Origin of the sequence: Mycoplasmopsis glycophila, assembly GCF_900660605.1 — a bacterium.
Lineage (GTDB): Bacteria > Bacillota_I > Bacilli_A > Mycoplasmatales > Metamycoplasmataceae > Mycoplasmopsis > Mycoplasmopsis glycophila.
Genome location: NZ_LR215024.1, coordinates 815082 through 835646, shown reverse-complemented (window position 1 = coordinate 835646; position 20565 = coordinate 815082). Strand labels below are relative to the sequence as shown.

Genomic DNA, 20565 nt, shown 5'->3' with positions numbered 1-20565 from the left:
GAGATGTATGAACGAACAAAACCTTAAATTCTACTCAAAAACTCAAAAACTCTTTAGAAACGTAATTATTTCAGGAATCGTGGCAATTGCGCTTCTAGTATTTTGTTCTTTTCTATCATTTTTTGTATTATCATTTTTAACAGCTTTTGAATTTGTTTCTACTGGAAAAGCAGCACTTGCGGTTGTTAAAGGGGTATTGTGTTATTTACCATATCTAGTAGCACTTGTTGTATTTATTTTTTATGTAATTCTTTACATCAATAGTTTATTTGAAATTTGATACAGAAAAACAGTTACAGAAAACGCTGAACTTATTCAATTAGCAAAAATGGCTTTTATTTTTTTAATTGTTGGACTTGGTATCTTATCATTACCTGCAGTTTTAAATTTATTAACACAATCTTCAGTTGTAAGTAATGCAAGTTTAACAAAAAACGTGTCTTTAAATCTTGTTGCTTGCGGTGTTTTAATTGGTGGTTTAATTGTATCATCAAAAGTTAATAAGAAATTAGAATTGGTTATTAAAACACAAAACCCACAAAATGAAGCTCAAAAGGAAGAAAATAAAGTAGAAGAAAATAACTAAAATTAAACACAAAAATCAGATTAAACTTAAAAATCTGATTTTTTTATATTCTTTTGTAATCTTTTCTTATATATAATTGATAATATGAATTTACAAATGATTTTCGATATGCAAAAAGCATTAGATGAAAAAATTAACCTTAAAAGAAAAACCAATCATCCTAATTTAACTCATAAAGAAATTGAAATCCAAAAGAACCTTGCTCTTATAGTGGAAGCTGGTGAGTTTGTCAATGAAGTACAAAGTTTTAAATATTGAAAAATGAATAAAAACATTGATCAAAGCGCTATTAAGGAAGAATTTGCTGACTTACTACACTTTCTTGTGACTTTTGGATATGAACACAAAGTTGATTCTTATATTGAACCAAAAATTGTTTCTAATGATATTAATGTCCAATTTCAAGAGCTCTTTGTAGCAATTGCAAAATTAATGCAAGAGATTAATCACGACCATATTAAACATATTTTTGAAATTGCATTAGGTAGCTTTGTAATGCTCGGGTACGATTATGGCGATCTTTTTGAAGCTTATTTTTTCAAAAATCAAAAAAACTATCAAAGGTTAAAAAATAATTATTAATCATGAATAAAGCTGAATTTATTACACTTTTAGAAACAAGAATTTTATCTAAACAAATTGTCGAACTTGATATTTGAGCACAAATCAAAACTCAAATCGAGCAGGATGAAAAAATTTTCGAAACACTTTGAAAAATGGAAGAAATTGGCGGAGAGATTAACCTTATTCCATTTAACGATCATTATTTATTTGTAGACACTTTTTTAAAGCCTAAAAAAGAACGAACATCAGTTTGCTACAATGAACATTTTAGATTAAAACGTAAGAAATTCCAGCCTGCAAATAGTGCTTACGAAATAGCACAGAGCGTTGGTGCTGATTTACTTGATGAATTTGAATATGAAGCTTTACAAAATTATTTCGAACTTGATTTAACTACTTCTGTTTGACTTAAAACGCCATTTCATCTTTTAGATGCAGGTATTGCACTTTTTGGAGATCGAAAGAGCTCACGAACCTTTATTTACCATAATGGGCCTGATTCTTATTATGCAAACCGTTCGTTTAGACTTAAGAAAGCTATTTACCTTTAATTCATCCTACACAAGCTTTTTGGCTTGTGTTTTTTTATTTCAATCATCTTTATTAATAACGGCAGATGTTCAATCAATCTAAAAATCAATAATTTCAGTCAAATTGTATTATAATTATATTAATACACTTGCCTCAGTGGTGGAATGGTAGACGCTGCGGACTCAAAATCCGCTGGAGCAATCCGTGCAGGTTCAAGTCCTGTCTGAGGCACCAAATCTTTGACTTGCTAACGCAAGTTTTTTATTACTTTTTTTTGAATTTAATAGATAAATTTTTTCTAAAAAAAACTAAAATATATGTATTAAATTCAATATTTCGAAAAAGGAGAAAAAAATGGATAAAAAATATGAAAAATTAGCAGGTAGACTAGCTAAATATATGTCAATTGAAGCTATCTCTCGTTTTGAAGAACCTGTTGTAGAAGAATTAAAAAGCAGCTTAAATTCAGGTGCTTTTGAAGTTTCGAGAGATAAATTAGGTTCAGTAATTTTCTACAAAAAATCAAAACACCCTAACGCTCCAAAAGTTATGATTGCAGCACACATGGATGAAGTTGGGTACATGGTAAGAGAAATTAAAGATAACGGGAACATTTTAGTTACTACAATTGGTGGAGTTTGACCAACAGTTGTAATTGGAACAAAAGCTATTGTAGTTTCGGCTAAATTAGGAAAAAGATATGAAGGTGTATTTGGACATACTTCAATTCACATTTTAGAACGTGAAAAAGTATCTAAAGCAATTACAGCTGACGAGTTATTCGTTGATTTAGGATTTGTTTCTAGAAAAGAAGTTGAAGAAGCGGGGATTGAAATTGGCGACAAAATTTTCATGACAGGTGAAACAGTTCATTTTGCTAACAACATTATTGGTGGAAAAGCAATGGACAACCGTGCTGGAGTTACATCATTAGAAGCGATTGCTAAAAATGTTGAAAATTTAGATTTACCTTGCGATGTTTACTTTGTCGGAACAGTGCAAGAAGAAGTTGGAACAAGAGGTGCTAAAACTTCAGTTGCGATTTTAAATCCAGATGTTGCTTTTGCACTTGATACAGGTGCTGCACATGATACAACCGGAGCAAAACCAGGAACTCCTTCTTTAGGAAAAGGTGTAAGCATTTTAGTTAAAGACGGTGGAACATTACCTGATCCAAAATTAGTTGATCTTTTAATGAACATTTCAAAAGAAAAAGAAATTCCTGCTTATAAATATGTAGCTGGTGGCGGAGGAACAGATGCTGCTGAACTTCAATTTGCGCCTGGTGGAGCAAGTGTTACTACAATTTCTTTACCACAAAGATATTTACACAGTCCAATTGGATTATGTTCATTAGTTGATATTCAAGCTGCAATTGATCTTTTAACAGAATTTTTAAAATCATTTTCAAACGAAAAATACGATTCAATTTCATATAAATAATTGAGGAAATAGCGGAGACGCTATTTTTTCTTATACTTTTTAAGTTTGTTATAATTTGAGTAATATGCAAATAAATCAAGAGAATAAAACAGAATTTGAAGATATTAAAATCTCGGCAAATGATTTAATTATCAAAATTGATGAACTTTACGATAATTTATATAAGAAAAAAATAAGCAAAGCAACAAGAACTTTTCTTTGCAAGCTTTTCTTGCTTTATTTTTATTATCCAACACATACAAACAAAGATAATCAAAAAGGAATTGTTAGGTATGTATTTGATCAAGGTAAGGATCTTAAATCACTCTTTTTTGATTATGATGATACTATCAAAAAATACTATTCGCGTTTAATTAGTCTTCTTAATGACAATAAGATTGATTATGATAAAAATGTCAGCGAAATTGATTTAGATGACCAAGTTATTATTAACCTAATGCAAAAGAATCTCTCTCCAAAAGGTTATTTAAAAACTAAATATGACCAAAAAGACTTTATGGATTATTTAGTTAGTACAAATCTTTTAATTGTAGATAATAATTTTGAAGCATCATGATTTGAAACTTATGAAAAATCTGAATTAACAAATGAGATTTTTGAAAGCCTAAAAGAGTGCTATAAATTAGACTTATTCTTAAGAATTCCGAAAAATTTAATTATCTCTAAAATAGATCTTAAAAAAGATTTCATAGCACTTCCAAGTAAAGATGTTTATGCAATTTATCGTGAATTACTTCAAATTTCGAAAAGCAAAACTAGCAATAAAGAAAAAATCAAAGAAATAAAGGAAAAAATCAGACAAAAAACCCGCCGCAAAGAGATGGATTTAGTAACAATTCAAATTTATTCATCAAATTTCTTTGATGAAATTAAAGAAACCTTTAAAGTTGAGAATAGTCAATTTAAAAAGACATGAAAAAAAGTAAGAATGATTACAAGTTGAAACAACCGTTTTTTAGTTATTTTTGCGATCTGTTTTGTGCTCTCAACTTTATTTTTTGAAGTCTTTCAAGGGTTATCAATTTGAAATGAAACTCTTTCAAAAGAAAAACTCATTTACATTGGATTTGCACTCCTTTGTATTTTGGTAATTTCAGGTATTATTTTGCTTATTCTTTACATTCTTAATCGTCAATATATTCGTTCATATAATTTTAGTTCAAATGTTGAATATAAATCATTAGGGCAAAAAAGTCCTCATTACTTTGCGATGATTGACATTTTTGATGCAACTTGAGAGTTAATTAGTGAAAAAAATAAAGAACAAAAACAGGATTCACTAGATGAATTACACAAAAATAAGAACATTTTTTCTGTTTGAAAAATTGTTTTTGATTTTAGTGACATGGATTTAAATCCTGATATGCTTCATGAAATTTATTTATTCAAGTCATATTATGAAATCATTTCAACAAATAAAGAACATACACTCTTTAAAAATCAAAATGCTCTAGAATTCAATTTTATAATTTCAGAGTCTCAAAAAGATTCGCTTTTTGTGAAAAGACTAGAAAAGCTTATTGAACAAGATGATAACTTTGAATGTGTCTTTTTAGAAGAAAAACACAATAAACTATTAAATGACAACTAATGAAACAAAAGACGAATTTTTATAATAAACTAAATTTTACCTTTTGTTTAATCAAAAAAACACCTACTTTTGAGGTGTTTTTTTGATTGTTTTTTTGAAATGTTTTTATTTTATATTTGATCTTTATTAAAAAGATTTTTTAAGTGTAAAATTACATTTATGTTTAATTATCACTCTGTAATTCTTAATCCGTCGCTATCTTTTTGTTGACCGCAAATAGCTAAAATAAGATCCACAAGCGCTCAAATTCCTAATGTCATTCAACCGAAAAATAATTTAGCAAGTCCTAATCCTATTCTTCCAGCGTAAAATCTGTCTACTCCAAGCCCTCCTAAAAAGAAACTTAAAAGAACAAGAACAAGTCTACTTTTAGAACTTCTAGGCTTACGAACAAAAACATGGTTAAATTCGCTTTGCTCATTTTGATATTGGTTATTTTGTTCAGTATTCATTTTATTTTACCTTCCTTTTCAATCTTCTTTTTTAATTATAAATGAATTCTTTTTTTTTTTTTTTTTTGCAAAAACAAAAATATTTTCTCTAATTTTATTGAACTAAATTTTATTTTTTCATTTTTTCTTATTTGTATTTTTTGAAAATTGATTAAAAATTTCTCTTTCTTCTAAAAAGATTTTTTTATTACCTCAAGCAATGAAGTTCTCAAGTGTTTTTTCACTAATTAATTTATCTTTTGAAGCTATGCCAAGATAATATTCAATTATTGAGTTATTAAAAAAGTATTCATAATTATTATAAATCGAAATTACTTCATTAAGTTCTTGAAAGATAATTTTTTTAAGCTTTTCAGGATATTTCATTAAGTAAGCATTGTTTGTAAATTCTTCACGATCAACAACTTGTAATTCTTTTTGAGGATAGCACTTAATATCAAGGTCATAATCAATAAATTTGATTGTATTATCTTCAAAAATAGGTTTTGAAGCCATATTTATGTAATAGTAGTTACCAATATTTTTCTTAAATAGGACAATTGCATTGTAATAATTATTTTTAGGTAAAAATCATAAAGCACTTTCGGTATACTTTCAGCCAGATGATTCTTTTTGGCTTTCTGTCACCCTTGTACCTTTGAGAAAAAGTACTATATGTCTTTTATTGTGAAAAATAACTTTAGCACCATTTCATTGACGATATAAAAATCCATTATGTTTGTATGCTTGGACATTAATTATTTTTCCTACTTTTAGTTCGCTAAAGTCTCATTCCATTATTATTCTCCTGTTTTGTTAATTTTGTGTAGTATGATCTCATTTTGTGCATTTTGATAAATAGTTACCTTATCTATGTCTTGATAACTTAAATTACCTTTTAAATTAATCAATGAATAAGGTGGAATTGTAAGTTTGTTGTCAAATAAAATTTCATCCAATGAGACTTGCCCATCATTATTTAGATCTTTATAAAAATATAAAGCAAGATTGTTTGGTAGTTTTTCTACATTGATAAAATCTGTGTAATAAGGCACATAATGATATCCTGGATAAAGTCTTTGATCAATTTGCTCTGTTCTAGCTGTTTGATTACTTAATCTTGCTCCTTGGTCATAAGTTTTTCTTCCGAAGAAATTAAATGCAGGCATGTAGTGAATTGTGGCTGCCTTGATAATTTGCTCATTTTGTTTGTCTCAAAAAGCTATTCCTGTATATTCGTTGTTTTCTAAATAACCAGTTATTTTGATGTTAGCAAATTTTGTATCATCAAGTCAAATTTGGTCACTTTTTCTTTCTTTTTGCTCAAAAATGTATTTTCAGTTATTTTCGTAACAAATTTGACTAATTGATTTGCCGTAACCAATATATTCTAAAAATAAATTATAAAATTTTTGCTCATAATTAAATTTAAATAAATCATTAAAGAAAATAGGTTCAATTAAACTTCAATCTTTTAAAATATCATCATTATTTTTAAATAAAAGTGTTCGTGATCAATCAAATAAGTATGAATAATAATTTAACTTTCCGTTTGCTGTTAAACCTTCAAATGAAGCTTTAACACCATTATATTCGAGCTTATCAGTTTTATTAAAGTAATTTTCGAATGCATATTTAGTATATTCTCTTGCTATCATCTCTTCATAAGAATAAAGATATTTAATTTTTCTTTTATTGACAAAAGCTGTCATAATCTTACTAAAAGAGTACACAGAACGGATCTTATCTTCGTTTTGATCAAAATTTGCAAACTGAATTAAATCATTTAAAGAATTATTTTTTTCAGGATTCTTAATAGTAGGGTTTAGTAATTTGACAAATTGATCAATAAATTGCTTATTAAAAGTGTAATTTGAACTTAAAGTTAAATTTTTATCAGCATGATAGTAATCAAAATTAGAAAAATAAGATGTGGCAACGTGATGAATATATTCATGAAACAAAGAAGGCATTAAAACAGCGATAATTTGCTCTGCTAACATTTTTTGCGATTTAGCTACTTCCATAAAAAGATAAATCGCTTTATTTTTGTCGCTATAAGCACCATGTAAATCTTCTTGATTAAAGTCCTTTAAGTTAATATTAATTGAATCAAGATCAAAAACTTCGGTTGAAAAAGGTATTTTACGCTTGAATTCATTAGCTAAAATTACTAACCCTTCTTTTCCTAATAAAAAAGTAGCATTATTGTTTGTAATGTCTAATGGATACTCTCTAAATTTAATTTTTGTGTATGGATCAATGTACTCTAAATAGATTTTTCCATCTTCTTCTTGGGTTGTTTTAAAAGCTTCACTAGTAAGGTTAATTTGATCTACAGCACTAGCATCAAGGCTTAAAAACTCGCTTTCATTAATTTTGTGCAAAAACTTATCTGCTTGTTCAGAAGTTTCTAAAACTGAAGAATAAGTTAAAGTTTCTAAATTAACTGGGACTGATTTTGCGCTACATGAACCAGCAAGAAAAATTGGAAAGCTTAAACTTGTTAAAAAAGAACCAAAAAGAAACCGTCTCTTTATATTTTTTTTCATAGTTATTTTTAATTATATACTTAACTTTTAGTGTCTGTTAAGATATTATAGTAAAATTAATTTGTAGATCTTTCTACCTGAGATTTTCTCAGTATTTTTATATAAAAGGTATTTTCTAAAAAATAAAACTTCTAAGTTTAACACTAGTTTTTTTAACTAAGAAAATATTTAAAAGTTATTTAAATAATGGAGGGCTTATGTACAAATACAAAGCAAGATTGTTATCACACGGAGAAATTATTGCTCAAGCAAATTCTTTAGAAGATCTTGAAGGATTAATTAAAGGATTCAGAAGAGGGCAAAAACGTGGGGAACACACTCAAGGGAATGAAAAAATTGAAATCATTCACGTCGAAAGAAATAACTTGGAAGGAAAGAAAGCATCTAAAGAAGTTGTATTAAAAGTTGTTTAGAGCTTTATTTAGTTTTTACCATATGAGTTGGCATTAGCCAACTTTCTTTTTACCTTTTTATAATAATGCTAATATAATTAAAACTAACAATCAAAAGATTAAAAATGAAAGGATGAGTATGGATCATAAAACCTTAACATTTGTGACTATTGGTCTAATTGGCTTTGTTTTACTTGTGTCTTTAGTAATTTGACTTTACTTCCGCTTGAAAAGGAAGAAACAAGAGAAAAACAAAACTGGTTTTATTTTTGAAGAAAAAGTAACTAAACAATTACAAACTTTAGCCAAGAAAAATGAAGCTATTTTTCTAAAAGGTGCAATTTATCATTATGATGGAAATGTTTTTGAACTGGATGGAATTTTAATTTATGATAGTTTTATAGTTATAGTGGAAATCAAATCTTATTTTGGAAAAATGGTAGGTAATGGATATGAAAAAGATTTAACTATTTTAAATCATAATAAATCTAAAAAAATCCCGAATCCTATTTTACAAAACGAAAGACATATTACACATGTTGAAAGATTTTTAGGAAGAAATATACCTGTAGTTTCACTAATTATTGTACCTGAATCAACTGAAGTTGCTCTTACTGAAAAACCTAATCATGTAATTTTTAGTACAACAGAAGAGCTCGATCAAAAATTACTTTTTTTATGAAAGCAATCTCTGAATTGAACTCAAAAATTTAATAAGCAAGATGTTAAAAATACAATTGTAGCAATGCAAGCTAAAACAAGCAAAGAAAGAAAAAAATTTAAAAAACTAATTAATAAAAAGGGGTAATTTAATGGATAATAAAGCAATTTTAAATGTAGCTAATGAACTTAAAATCAAAGAATCACAAGTTCTTGAAGTTTTAGGAATGCTTGCTCAAGGTGATACTGTACCATTCATTTCTCGTTATCGTAAGGATAAAACGGGCGGACTTGATGAAGAACAAATTTATCAAATTGAAACACTTTTCAAATACACATCTGAATTAAACAAAAGAAAAGAAGGGATCTTACAAATTTTGGATGAAAAGAAATTATTAACACCTGAATTAAAGCTTAAAATTGAAAATACGAAAACAAAAAGCGAACTAGAAGCTATTTATGAACCGTTCAAGGTTGGAAAAGTAACGAAAGCATCAGAAGCTATCAAATTAGGTCTTGAGCCACTTGCTTTAAGTATTTTAAATAATACAAAACGTGATTTTGATCCTAAAGTAGAAGCGAAAAAATATCTTAATGATCAAGTAACAAGTGTTGAATTTGCGCTTGAACAAGCAAATTATATTATTGCTCAAATCATTTCGCAAAATGTTGAAATTAGATCAGCAATTAAAGAAAACATCGAAAATTATGCTGTTTTAGTCTCAAAAGCAAAGAAAATTGAGTTAGACGAAGAACAAAAATTCACTAATTATTATGATTATAAAATCCCGCTTAAATATATTAAGAATCACAATGTTCTTGCAATTAATCGTGGAGTAAATTTAAATATTCTGAAATTATCTTTTAATTATAAAGTAGACTTTCTCAAAATAATTATTCTTAAACAAATTGATAAGAAAAGACTTAATGCAAAATTTCTTGATCTTGCAATTGATGATTCATTAAAAAGACTTATTTTACCTAGCCTTGAGCGTGAAATTTTTAATGATTTATTTGAAAAAGCAGAAGCATCTGCAATTAAAATTTTCTCAAATTCGGTGGAAAAATTATTAATGGCTCCTGCTATTAAAAACCATAATGTTCTTGCGATTGATCCAGCTTTTGTCAACGGATGCAAACTTGCTGCATTAAATGAAAATGGAGATCTTTTAGAAATTAATAAAATCTTTCCTAATGCGCCAAGATTTCAAATTGAACAAGCTTCTAAAATTGTTCTTGCAATGCTTAAAAAACACAAAATTGATATTGTTGTAATTGGAAATGGTACTGCTTCAAGGGAAACTGAACAATTTATAGCTAAACTTATCAAAGAAAATGATTTAAAAATTAAGTATGCTATCGTTTCAGAAGTTGGTGCATCTGTTTATTCGGCATCAAAATTAGCAATTGAAGAATTTCCTAACTTAAATGTTGAAGAAAGAAGTGCGATTAATATTGGTAGAAAATTCCTTGATCCTTTAAATGAACTAATTAAAATTGATCCAAAATCGATTGGTGTTGGACAATATCAGCATGACTTAAATCAAAAAGAATTAAATCATTATTTAAACTTTAAGGTTGATAAAGTAGTTAACTTAACCGGAATAGATCTTAATTCAGCTTCAAAAACTATTTTGACTCATATTTCAGGACTAAGTTCTAAAGTTGCAGAAAATATTATTTTGTACAGGAATGAAATTGGTAAATTTAATAACCGTGAGCAACTAAAAAAAGTTAAAGGGCTTGGAGCTAAAACATATGAACAAGCAATTGGCTTTTTAAGAATTTTTGATTCAAATAACTTTTTAGATCGAACTTTTGTTCACCCTGAATCTTATGAGCTTGCCAATAAAATTATTCAGGATTACAATTTAGAACCAAACAATGAAGGATTAAGTAATCTTAAATTAGAAGTTCAAGAATTAGCTGACAAATACCATGCAAATTATTATGAAGTGGATCTAATTTTAAATGCACTCAAAAACCCTGTCAAAAACTTTGATCAAAACAAGAAAGGTTTTATCTTAAAAGATAATATTTTAAACATTCAAGATCTTAAAGTGGGTGATCAAATTCAAGGAACCATTGAAAACATTACTGATTTCGGGGTGTTTGTTTATATTGGACTTAAACAAAATCTTTTTATTCACACTTCAAAACTCGGATTATCAGAAAATGAAAGTGCTTTTGAAAAATATCATCCAGGGCAAATTATTGATGCTAAATTATTAGAAATCAATTTGGAAAAAAACAGAATTTCAGGAGAAATTATTTAAATTCTTAAAAAGGAACATAACTTAAAAACAAACAATTTAAATTGTTTGAGTGCCTTTGTTATGTTCTTTTGTTTTTCTTTAGATGTTAGTATAAAAATAACTAGAATAATATAAAATTAAAAAAAGAAATTAACAAAACGAAAGGTGACGATGAAAGAAAAATTAAAAATTTGAAATATTAAGTTATTTCCAAAGTGAACAATTCGAAAAATGGCTTTTGTTGCTATTTTAATTGCTATTTCTGTTGCTTTTACGATTATTTCTGCTCAGATTGTACCTTTAGTAAATATTCAATCATATAAATTTTCATTTATTGGTTTACCAATTAAAATTTCTGGATTTATTTTTGGTCCTTTCGTGGGGCTATTTGTTGGAATAGTTAGTGATTTCCTTTCGCTTTTATTTATTCCGCCAGCAGGCTACAATCCAGTTTATACTGTGGCAATTGCGGTCAATGGTATTGTATCTGGTATTTTTGGATTTTATTTTGTCCAATTTATCAAAAATGCATTTTCGAAAGATTATCGGCTAGCTAAAATTTCAGTCAAAATTTACTTATTGAACATTAAATATAATAATTATCAAGCTAAAGAAAACTTTTATCTTGTTGATAAATATGCTAATAAAATTATTCGTTTACAACACAAGAGTAAATATATTTCTGAAGATTCTTCAAACAAGCTTCTCGCGAATATTTATTTAATTAATGGTGTAGCTTTTTTATTGATGGTTGCTGCAATTATTGGTATTTATATGTCCATTGCTTATGATCGAAATCCAGCAATTTTAAATAATAGTTTAATTCGTGATAAAACTATTTTATTAATCTTAATGATTTCAGGTATTCTCTTAATGGTTGTTTTTATTATCATTGGTCGTTTTACACTTAAATTAGAACGTTATACTGTTCTTGTTCCAATTATTGTGTTTTCAGCATTTTTAGAGCTTATTAATACTCCAATTCTTTCTGTTGGTGACGTTTTATCTCTTGGGTCAGGTAACTTTGATAATTATTTCTTTTGAGTTTCGCAACATATTCTAACTAGCCCTATTAAAATTTGATTCAATATGTTTGTTATTTACTATTCATATATGATCGTTTCAAAATTAATTAATAAAAATTCTCATTTGACTTACTAACAAGCAAAAAGTAGGAACTTATGCAAAATAAAAAAAATCTTCTAACAATTCATAATATTTTTGCTCAATCTAATCTTTCAGAAAATGAAGTGGATTTTATTACTTTACCTTATGTTGAAATTTTTCAAAACGAAAAAACAGCTTTCTATATCAATGAAAAAAACTCTTTATTAACTTTTGATTTGCTTTGAAAAAATATTGTAAGTAACAAAAATGTCTCACTTGCATTTTTTGACCAAGATTCAAATAATAAAAATTCAGAATTTGTTACAAACAAGAAAGAAGTACTTAAGAAAATGGGAATTTTCAATATCTTGGAAGTTATTAACGAAGATGATGAAAATATTCCTCTTTTCGAAATTTGAGAAAACATTCTTGCCTTACCAACAGCTGAAAAACTAGAAAAAGAAGCAAATCAATTATTTAAAGACTTTGATTTTACACTTAAAAACGTTCTTTTTAATATTATTAATAAGTATTCTAAAGATATTATTGACCTTAACCAAGAAAATATTCGTGAAGCAAATTTAATTCTTTCTAAAATTAGTAATAACGATATTGGTTATAATCCTAACCTTTTTAGCGAATCTATTAAAACTCTTAATGAATTAAGTTTAGATTACAAAAATGACTTATTAGATATTCTTATTGAACTTTTTAATGCTGTCCGTGAAAATCACAATAAAATTCTTGAAAGTTATGAATTAAGTAACATTGTTCGCCAAAAAAGACTGATTGAAAATAGTAAAAAAAGACTTTTTTACATGAATGAAATTAAAAATGGATCAATTAATAAGTTACAAAATTCAATTAAAATACGTGACTTTTATTTTGAAATTGATTTTTACAAAAAACTCTTAAGAAAAACCAAGAAAAAGTCATTAAACCTTTTGAATTACTTGCTTAAAGTTATTTCAAGAGACATCAAAACTCTTAAATGAAAGCTATCTATTGTTAACCGTGAAAGCTCAAAGTTTTTAGAAATTTATAAAGATATTTCAATCAAAAAAAGAGTTTATGCCCTTTTAAAAAGAAACAAAAGTAAATTATACTATTTAAAAGCCGAAAAAATTTGAAAACTCAATAACTACTTAAATACTGAAATTAAAATTTTTATCAATGAAACTTATCGAACAAAAAAAGAAGATACTTCACTTAATAAAATTAATAAATTAAGTAAGTTAATTTATTATGAATTTAACTTTAATATTGATAAATACATTTTGGAATCCAAAGATTTTAAAAATAAAATAGAAAACGAAATCAAGGAAATTCAAAGTAAAATCAACAAGCTGGAAAAGCTTAATTTTGAAAAAATTCTCAACACTCAAAGCTATTGAAAAATTGATGAGTTTGAAAGAAGAATCAAAATGTCCGAGGCTGAATTGCAGTGATTCAAACTCAATGAAAAAAAACTTTTTAATAGCATTATCAAAAATAAAGAAATTAGAATTAAGCGTCTTTCTGCAAGTTTTCAAGCTGTTTTTGACGAGCTTGAACTTTTCAAAGAAAGATTTACTTGAATTAAAAATAATTATCCTTCTATTTTTAAAGAAAACATCGAAATGTTAAACAATTTAAATCATTTTTACGATTACTTTTATAAATTCAAAAAAATGATTAGCTTTTTAAGCGCTTTATCAGACTTTACAACTTCAAAAGCGCCAGCAAACAAAAAAATCATTGAAATTTATAAAAATATTCTAAATTTTAGTGATTTTGTTGAAAATCTCTCGATTTCAAATGCAAATTATCTTATTCCGTATTGTGATTTGAAATTAGTTGATAGAGCTAAAATTAAGTTGATGAAATTTATTTTGTCGAAAACGAAGCTTTTATTTGTCAAAGACAGCAACTTCATTACATCAGATATTCGATTAGAATTTCTTCGTGTTTTATTTAAAATTTCTGAAAAATATAATTTAAACTTTGTTTTTGTAACGAGCCATTCTGGTCTTATTAAGGCCAACTTTGATCGTGTGCATTTTTTTGGAAACTATTCTTTACTTGAAGGTGGACTTGTGAGTGAAGTTTTTGAAAATCCAATTCATCCGATTATTTATGAAATTTTAGTTAACAAAAAATACTCACTTTTAGATGTGCGGGACACTAAAGAATACGTTTATGATGATTTATTTTATGTTGACGACGATAATCATTATGTCTTTGCTTCATTAGATGAATTTCAAAAATGAATTTCAAAGCGTGAGAATCGAAATTTATCAAATTACATTGCAAAAAACCCTCAATTTAATTCAACAATGGAAACAACTGTGGAAATTGAAGGGAACGAAATGGTAAATATTTTCTATAATCAAGAATTTATTATTACTCAAAACAATAAAAAAAGCAAAAAAGTTCAAAAAAATGAAGATTTAGAGCTATATAATGAACTTTTAAGTTCATCTGAACAAAATGCTGAAAACAAAAAAGAATTCACATTTGATGAAAATAATGAACAATTTTTTTAAAATCTATATAATTACAAGTAAGGACAGAGGTACTTACTTGTTTTTTTCGTCAAGTAGGTTGAGAAACACTCTTATTAGCTGATCTAGGTAATGCTAGCGTAGCGAGTTCTCTCATGAAGAATTCTTCCTGTCCGAGGAGGTTTTTTTATTATTTATGAAAAAGAAAATTAAATTTTTATCATTGTTATCTTTAACAAGTTTAGGTGCAGTTACACCTATGTTTTTTGCAAGTGCATGCAATAATAAGCAAGAAGAGGCAAAAATTATTAGAATGCATTTAGGTGATCCGTATAGTAAACAAGATGTGATTAAAGCTAATCTTGAAAACCATTTTAATTCTTACTTAAAATCACAAGATTTAAATTACAAAGTAGCAATCGAGTTTACAGAAGACGATAATTATGCTACAGTAAAAGAAAAAATATTGAAAAAAGAAATTGATTTAGGTTTTGTTTCTGCTGGTTCAACATATCACAGCAAAGAAGAAATGTCAATTAGTGGAATTTATCCATTAGTACAAACTTATACTCGTAAATTTGCGGGAGAAATTAAAAATGCTGGTTATGTAGATGGATCTGCAACAGATCCGCTTAGAGTTTCAGCAGCAAATGAAGAAGCAATTTTTAAATCAAAACCAAGACAAGATTGAAATAACGAAGGTGATCTTGGAATGGACTTTGATGGTGCAATTTACAGAAAAGTTTATGATGCGGAAGATGCGTTAGTACCTTACCAAAGAGGGCTTTTTGTTATCGTTGCTACACCAGATATGACACAAGAAATTGTTAAAGCATGAAATGAAAAAGACTTAACTTCTTTTGTTTCTTATGGACTTGGAATTGGTAGTGCTGATTCAGGAAGTAAATATTTATTACCAGAAGCTTTAATGAAAAAGCACTTTGGAAAACAATTCCTTTCATTTAAAGATTTACAAGCTAAATATTCAGAAAAAGTTATAAAAACTAAAACAAAAAAAGCTAATGACCAAAAAAATGAAAATATCCATATCTTTATGGACAATGAAGGATTCTACGGATATAGTAAAGTTGAATCCAACGATCCTTATACTCCTTCTGCAGAAACACGTCCAGGTCAAGAAATTAGTTTTTTAACTGTTACAGAGAAGCTACCATACAATGTAGCTCTTGTTAACTCAAAAACAATTCCTACAGATGTGGCTAAAGCACTTGGACAAGCTTTTGTTGAATTACAAAAAGGCGACAATAGTTGAGGTGCTACACAAGGGTTTAATAGCTATGCAGTCATTGAAAATCCAGAAGATGCGTACTGAAAAGTACTTAAGGAGACATTAGGTTAATGTTAAAATTCAAGAATGTTACAATTAGTTATCACAAAAATTACTTAAAAGATAGTGTCTTTGATGATGTGTCTTTTTACCTTAAAGAAGGTGAAATTATCGGAATTATTGGAAAAAGTGGTTATGGAAAAAGTACAATACTCAAAAGTATTTTTGACAACTCCTTAATCAAAGAAGGTGAATTAATCTACAATAATACAGATATTTTAAGTTCATCTCGCAAAACCAGAAAAAAATTCAAAAAGAGTATTAGTTTTATTGACCAAGACAACTTGATTCTCGAAGATTACGATTTTTATCACAATGTTCTTTTTAGTTATGATCGTTATCAAAATTGATTTTTCAAAAAGATTAAATATTTAACAGCTCGTGAGCTAGATTTACTTTGAGATATTTTAAAAAAATTAAATCTAGAGGATTTTGCTTTTATTCCTCTTACTAAATTATCTTCAGGTCAAAAACAACGTCTAAATATTGCTCGTGCACTTTTTAATGATGGGCAAATTATTTTAGCAGATGAACCAACTAGTAATTTAGATTTTAATAATTCAGAGCTTGTTATGCAGTTATTTAAAGAAGAGGCTAAAAAAAATAAATTAGTTTTAATTGCAATTCACGATCTTGATCTTGCACTTAAATATTGTGACAAATTAGTTGCACTCAAGAACCATGAGATATATAAATTTATTGACAAAAAAGATTTCAATTTAGCAGAAATTAAGGAATATTTTGATTAATAGGCAACCACAAGCGTCATTTAAAACTAAATCAAGAAACAAAATTTGATTTAAGTATGCCATAGTTTTGTTTGCTTTTAGTTTTCTAATTTATTGTTTAATTTCAATTGATTTCTTTAGTCTTTCAGATATTAGTTTTGCTAGAAGTTGAAGATGATTTTCTATGCTTTTTAGATTTGATTCAAATGATCCAGAACTTAGTATTAATTTGTGAGCATATAATTTCAAACTTTTAGCAATTACATTACAAACGGTACTTTTAGGAACGATTTGCGCTTTTATAATGTCTTTTTTTTCTTCGTTTCTTGCTGTACCTAGACTTTTTACCTTTAAGTGAAAGTGAATGAGTTATTTCATCAGGATTTTCTTAATTTTCTTAAGAGCTTTTCCTGTTTTAGTTTTTCTAACAATGTTCAGTGACATTGTTGTTTCGAAATATTTTCTACCTTTTTTAGTTTATTTCTGATTCACTTGACTTTGAATCCATCGTTATTTTGTGGATATCATCGAGAGTACAAACTTAAAGAATTACAATCTAGACATTCATTTAGGAATGTCACGAATAATGTCTTTTTATAAAAATGTCTTTTTATACAACAAAAATAAATATTTAATGAATTTCTTCCTTTCTTTTGAGTCTAATGTGCGTTGAAGTTCCATTTTTGGATTTATTGGAATCAAAGGTATTGGAGAATTTTTCAAAATGTATGAAAAACAACCACAGCACCTAGGTATCACTATTTTTGTTTTAGTGCTTGTTTTATTTATCATTGAAATTTTCCTTTTTATTTTAAAAAATTATTTATTTGTGCCTGTTGCACTTAAAACAAGTGATAAATCTACAATTTATAAATGAAAATACATTTATAAAAGTGCTATTAAATTATTTTTATTAATTTTTCTAGTGGGTCTTATAATTTACAGTGTTGTTGATCTAATACTTAAAGTTGGGTCCTCAAAAATTGTTGACAAGCATTTACTTTACAACTTTTGAAACACTTATTGAAAATTTGATTTTTCAGATATTGTTAAAGATCCAAGTATTTATCTTATTTATTGAAGTTTATTTAAGCAAACTTTTGTTGCTATCTCGTTTGGTTTTTTTGGTGCTATATTTTATGCTTATTTTGCATCTGATAAACTTCATAAACCTGCAACTAGTCTTTTTCTCAAATTTTTACTGAGTGTATTTAAAGCTATACCTACATTAATTTTATTCTTTATTATTAATCCTCTTTTTAGCACTAAACAAGCATATATTTTAATTCTTTCGTTTGGTGCATTTAAAGCAATTGTTAAACAACTAATCGAAAGTGTAGGTTTGATTAAATCAAAAGAACTTGAAATGCATCTTAATCTCGGGTGAACTAAACCAAGATTTTATTTAAATTACATTTTGCCAAAAATTTGAAGAAGATTAATTGGTTATATGTTATTTGAATTTGAAGGTACATATCGTAACGCAATTAACTACAGTCTTTTTGTTGGAATTGGTGTTTATGGAAGAATCAACAACAAATATATCAAAGAAGACGCAGAAAACAAAATTATTCCTTATCTTTTACCTTGCATTATTTTCTTCTTCCTTATTGAATTTATTTTCTTGGTTAAAAAAGAACGTTGAATCTTTAAGATAATGAGTTGATGAAATCTTCGCAAGGAAAAAGTGAGAGCTAACTAACATTCTTAATTTAAAACATAAAAAATACGCTAGAGTATAATCTCTAACGCAACAAGAAATACCATTTTTTTAATATAAAAGTGGTATTTTTTATTTTCTTTTGTGATAGAAAAATTAAAGCTGATCAAAATGTCGATTCTTACAATTTCGATTACTTATAAAAAGCCATAAAAGTATTAATTAATTGAACTATATATTTCTTTTGTGATTTGATTAAAAAACTGACTAATAAATATAGTCAGTTCTTTTTGTTTTTGTATCTCTTTGTATTGTGATGTGGAGAATACAACCAAGCTATCACCTTACACTTAAGAGTAAGGTGTTATTTTGTTAAATATCACTATAACATATGTTTTTGGGTTTATTCGAGAATTTGTTTGTCGCTTTCTAAAATTGAATTGTAAAGTTTGAAGTATTTACCTTCTTTGTTTTGCATTAGTTCTTTGTGATTTCCCCTTTCAACAATTTTTCCATTTTCTAAAAGAAGAATCTGATCCGAATTAATAATAGTGCTTAAACGGTGCGCAATAATAACTACTGTTTTTTGATCATTTAAATATTTAAATGATTCTTGAATGAGATTTTCGGTAATTGTATCGATATTTGATGTTGCCTCATCCATTATAATAATAGGTCTTTCGGAAATTAAAGCACGTGTGATTGCTAACAGCTGTCTTTGTCCTTCTGAAATGTTGCGCCCATTATTAACTAGCATTGTGTTGTATTTTTCAGGCATTTTTTGAATAAAACTATCAATTTGGGTTATTTTACAAATTTCTAAAATTTTCTCATCTGAAAGGTGTTCGTTAACCATTTTAAGATTGTTTCAAATTGTGTCTTCAAAAAGGAAAGTATCTTGTGAGATGATCGCAATTGAGTCACGTCATGATTTTTCGCTAATTGTTTGTGAGTCTTGCTTGTCAATTGTAATCTTTCCGCTTGTTGGTTCATAAAACTTTGCAAGTAGTTTTGAAATTGTAGTTTTTCCACTTCCAGTATGTCCAACTAATGCTAATGAAGTTTGAGCTGGAATGTTAAAGTTAATATTATCTAAAATTAATTTATCAGGCACATTAGGGTAATGGAAGTTAACATTTTCAAACTTGATTTCACCTTTTTGGAAAGCTAATTTTCCAAGTTTATTTTGATAAGTATTATCAGGAGCTTCTAAAATTCTTTTGATCCGATCTCAAGATGCTAAACCGTTTTGCAAGGTGTTTGAGAAACTAATTACAGTCATAATTTGATTAGTTAAGGAAGCAATATACATTGAAAATGAAGTAATAATACCAAAATCAAGGGGTTTAATTCCGTATGTTGGAATCTGGTTTAGGAAGAAATAAGTACTTAAAGACACAATTATAAGTTGGTTAAGAATATTAATAAAGTTATATGAAGGGAATAAAATGTGTCAAAAAAGCACTGATTTACGCCCTGCGTTTCTTTCGTTAAGACTTACTTTTTCGAATTTTTTGTAAACTAAATCTTGTTTTTGATGAATTCTAACATTAGGTAGAGCATCCAAAATTTCTTCAATGTAACCATTATATTCACCAAAAGCATCTTGAGCTTTTCTAAAGTATTTTTTAGTTTTAGATGTAATATATATGAATATTGCTCCTGTAAGTGGAACTAAAATAATTGAAATTAAACCTAAAAGAGGAGCATAAATAAACATTAAAGTTGCATTTAAGACAAATGTAAAAATAACACTCAAAATGTTGGAAACAATGCTTGATAAAGCATTTGACAAGTTTTCAGTATCGTTTACAATTGCTGCCATCAAGTCACCAGTTTTTTCATTCTCGAAAAAGTTCATTGGTAAATTTTGGAACTTAAGATAAAGCATATCACGCATATTTTTTGCATAGCGGTTAAATGCACTGGCAAGCATTAAATTATTAAAAATTGAAATTACTTTTTCAAAAACATAAAAAGCAAAAAGAATTACAACCAAAAGAAAATAAAAATGCATTCTAGTTTCTCAAGCTGGTTTGAAATTTTCGCTATTAAAGAATGTACCAACCAAATATCCAATATATCAAGAGATTAAGCTACCAATTCCAGCCATAGATAAAATAAATAGAACCAAGAAAAATCAGTTTCATTTACCAAGCGGAACAATTGAAAAAATCTCTTTTAGTTGCTTGAGTGATACTTTTTGTTGTTGCGTAGAAATTCGCATTCTCATT

General features: G+C 27.2%; 17 protein-coding genes, 1 tRNA gene and 1 riboswitch. Of the genes, 14 read left to right on the top strand and 4 right to left on the bottom strand.

All coding sequences use genetic code 4. The features are described 5' to 3' along the window. The first annotated feature begins 7 nt into the window (after positions 1-7). The 6 genes from EXC46_RS03335 (at position 8) to EXC46_RS03310 (ending at position 4715) form a co-directional block, all read left to right on the top strand. Positions 8-586, top strand: coding sequence for a hypothetical protein (locus tag EXC46_RS03335; protein WP_027333419.1), 579 nt, complete (start codon positions 8-10; stop codon positions 584-586). An 84-nt stretch (positions 587-670) separates the two neighbouring features. Continuing rightward, positions 671-1168, top strand: coding sequence for a dUTP diphosphatase (locus EXC46_RS03330; RefSeq protein ID WP_027333420.1), 498 nt, complete (start codon positions 671-673; stop codon positions 1166-1168). 2 nt (positions 1169-1170) lie between these two features. Then, on the top strand, positions 1171-1701 hold the full coding sequence (locus tag EXC46_RS03325; RefSeq protein WP_027333421.1) for a DUF4256 domain-containing protein: 531 nt from the start codon (positions 1171-1173) through the stop codon (positions 1699-1701). 130 nt (positions 1702-1831) lie between these two features. Beyond that, positions 1832-1915, top strand: a tRNA-Leu gene (locus tag EXC46_RS03320). Positions 1916-2035: 120 nt separating this feature from the next. Then, positions 2036-3124, top strand: coding sequence for a M42 family metallopeptidase (locus tag EXC46_RS03315; RefSeq protein ID WP_027333422.1), 1089 nt, complete (start codon positions 2036-2038; stop codon positions 3122-3124). A gap of 64 nt (positions 3125-3188) precedes the next feature. Further along, the gene (locus EXC46_RS03310) at positions 3189-4715 is read left to right on the top strand and encodes a hypothetical protein (RefSeq protein ID WP_027333423.1); all 1527 of its coding nucleotides are present in this window, start codon (positions 3189-3191) and stop codon (positions 4713-4715) included. A 167-nt stretch (positions 4716-4882) separates the two neighbouring features. On the opposite strand, the gene EXC46_RS03305 is transcribed toward EXC46_RS03310, so the two are convergent. From EXC46_RS03305 to EXC46_RS03295, 3 genes are all read right to left on the bottom strand, one after another. Then, positions 4883-5167, bottom strand: coding sequence for a TM2 domain-containing protein (locus EXC46_RS03305; protein WP_084262924.1), 285 nt, complete (start codon positions 5165-5167; stop codon positions 4883-4885). A 102-nt stretch (positions 5168-5269) separates the two neighbouring features. Further along, positions 5270-5944: a DUF402 domain-containing protein gene (locus tag EXC46_RS03300; RefSeq protein WP_027333424.1), complete on the bottom strand. Its 675-nt coding sequence runs from the start codon at positions 5942-5944 to the stop codon at positions 5270-5272. Between the two features lie 2 nt (positions 5945-5946). Further along, the gene (locus EXC46_RS03295; RefSeq protein WP_027333425.1) at positions 5947-7698 is read right to left on the bottom strand and encodes an MYPU_1760 family metalloprotease; all 1752 of its coding nucleotides are present in this window, start codon (positions 7696-7698) and stop codon (positions 5947-5949) included. Positions 7699-7895: 197 nt separating this feature from the next. Between EXC46_RS03295 and EXC46_RS03290 the strand changes: the two genes are divergently transcribed. From EXC46_RS03290 to EXC46_RS03255, 8 genes are all read left to right on the top strand, one after another. Further along, positions 7896-8111 carry an MAG6790 family protein gene (locus EXC46_RS03290; protein WP_027333426.1) on the top strand — a complete coding sequence of 72 codons (216 nt, stop codon included), beginning with the start codon at positions 7896-7898 and terminating at the stop codon, positions 8109-8111. A gap of 118 nt (positions 8112-8229) precedes the next feature. Then, positions 8230-8898, top strand: a complete 669-nt coding sequence (locus tag EXC46_RS03285) for a nuclease-related domain-containing protein (RefSeq protein WP_027333427.1) — start codon at positions 8230-8232, stop codon at positions 8896-8898. A gap of 4 nt (positions 8899-8902) precedes the next feature. Further along, a complete protein-coding gene (locus tag EXC46_RS03280) occupies positions 8903-11026 on the top strand; it encodes a helix-hairpin-helix domain-containing protein (protein ID WP_027333428.1) in 2124 nt (707 codons plus the stop codon). Between the two features lie 150 nt (positions 11027-11176). Then, positions 11177-12166, top strand: a complete 990-nt coding sequence (locus tag EXC46_RS03275; protein ID WP_044888843.1) for an ECF transporter S component — start codon at positions 11177-11179, stop codon at positions 12164-12166. A 20-nt stretch (positions 12167-12186) separates the two neighbouring features. Further along, entirely contained in the window at positions 12187-14637 is a 2451-nt protein-coding gene (locus EXC46_RS03270) for an MAG1360 family OppF-related protein (protein ID WP_129622183.1), read from the top strand. 15 nt (positions 14638-14652) lie between these two features. Next, a riboswitch (TPP riboswitch) is annotated at positions 14653-14759 on the top strand. 32 nt (positions 14760-14791) lie between these two features. Further along, entirely contained in the window at positions 14792-15955 is a 1164-nt protein-coding gene (gene cypl, locus EXC46_RS03265) for an ABC transporter thiamine pyrophosphate-binding lipoprotein p37/Cypl (protein WP_052352998.1), read from the top strand. Next, positions 15955-16692, top strand: coding sequence for an ATP-binding cassette domain-containing protein (locus EXC46_RS03260; RefSeq protein WP_052352999.1), 738 nt, complete (start codon positions 15955-15957; stop codon positions 16690-16692). The genes cypl and EXC46_RS03260 overlap by 1 nt, the downstream gene beginning before the upstream one ends. 565 nt (positions 16693-17257) lie before the next feature. Then, positions 17258-18373, top strand: coding sequence for a hypothetical protein (locus tag EXC46_RS03255; protein WP_129622182.1), 1116 nt, complete (start codon positions 17258-17260; stop codon positions 18371-18373). A gap of 361 nt (positions 18374-18734) precedes the next feature. On the opposite strand, the gene EXC46_RS03250 is transcribed toward EXC46_RS03255, so the two are convergent. Then, positions 18735-20564: an ABC transporter ATP-binding protein gene (locus EXC46_RS03250; protein ID WP_052353000.1), complete on the bottom strand. Its 1830-nt coding sequence runs from the start codon at positions 20562-20564 to the stop codon at positions 18735-18737. Position 20565 lies beyond the last annotated feature (1 nt).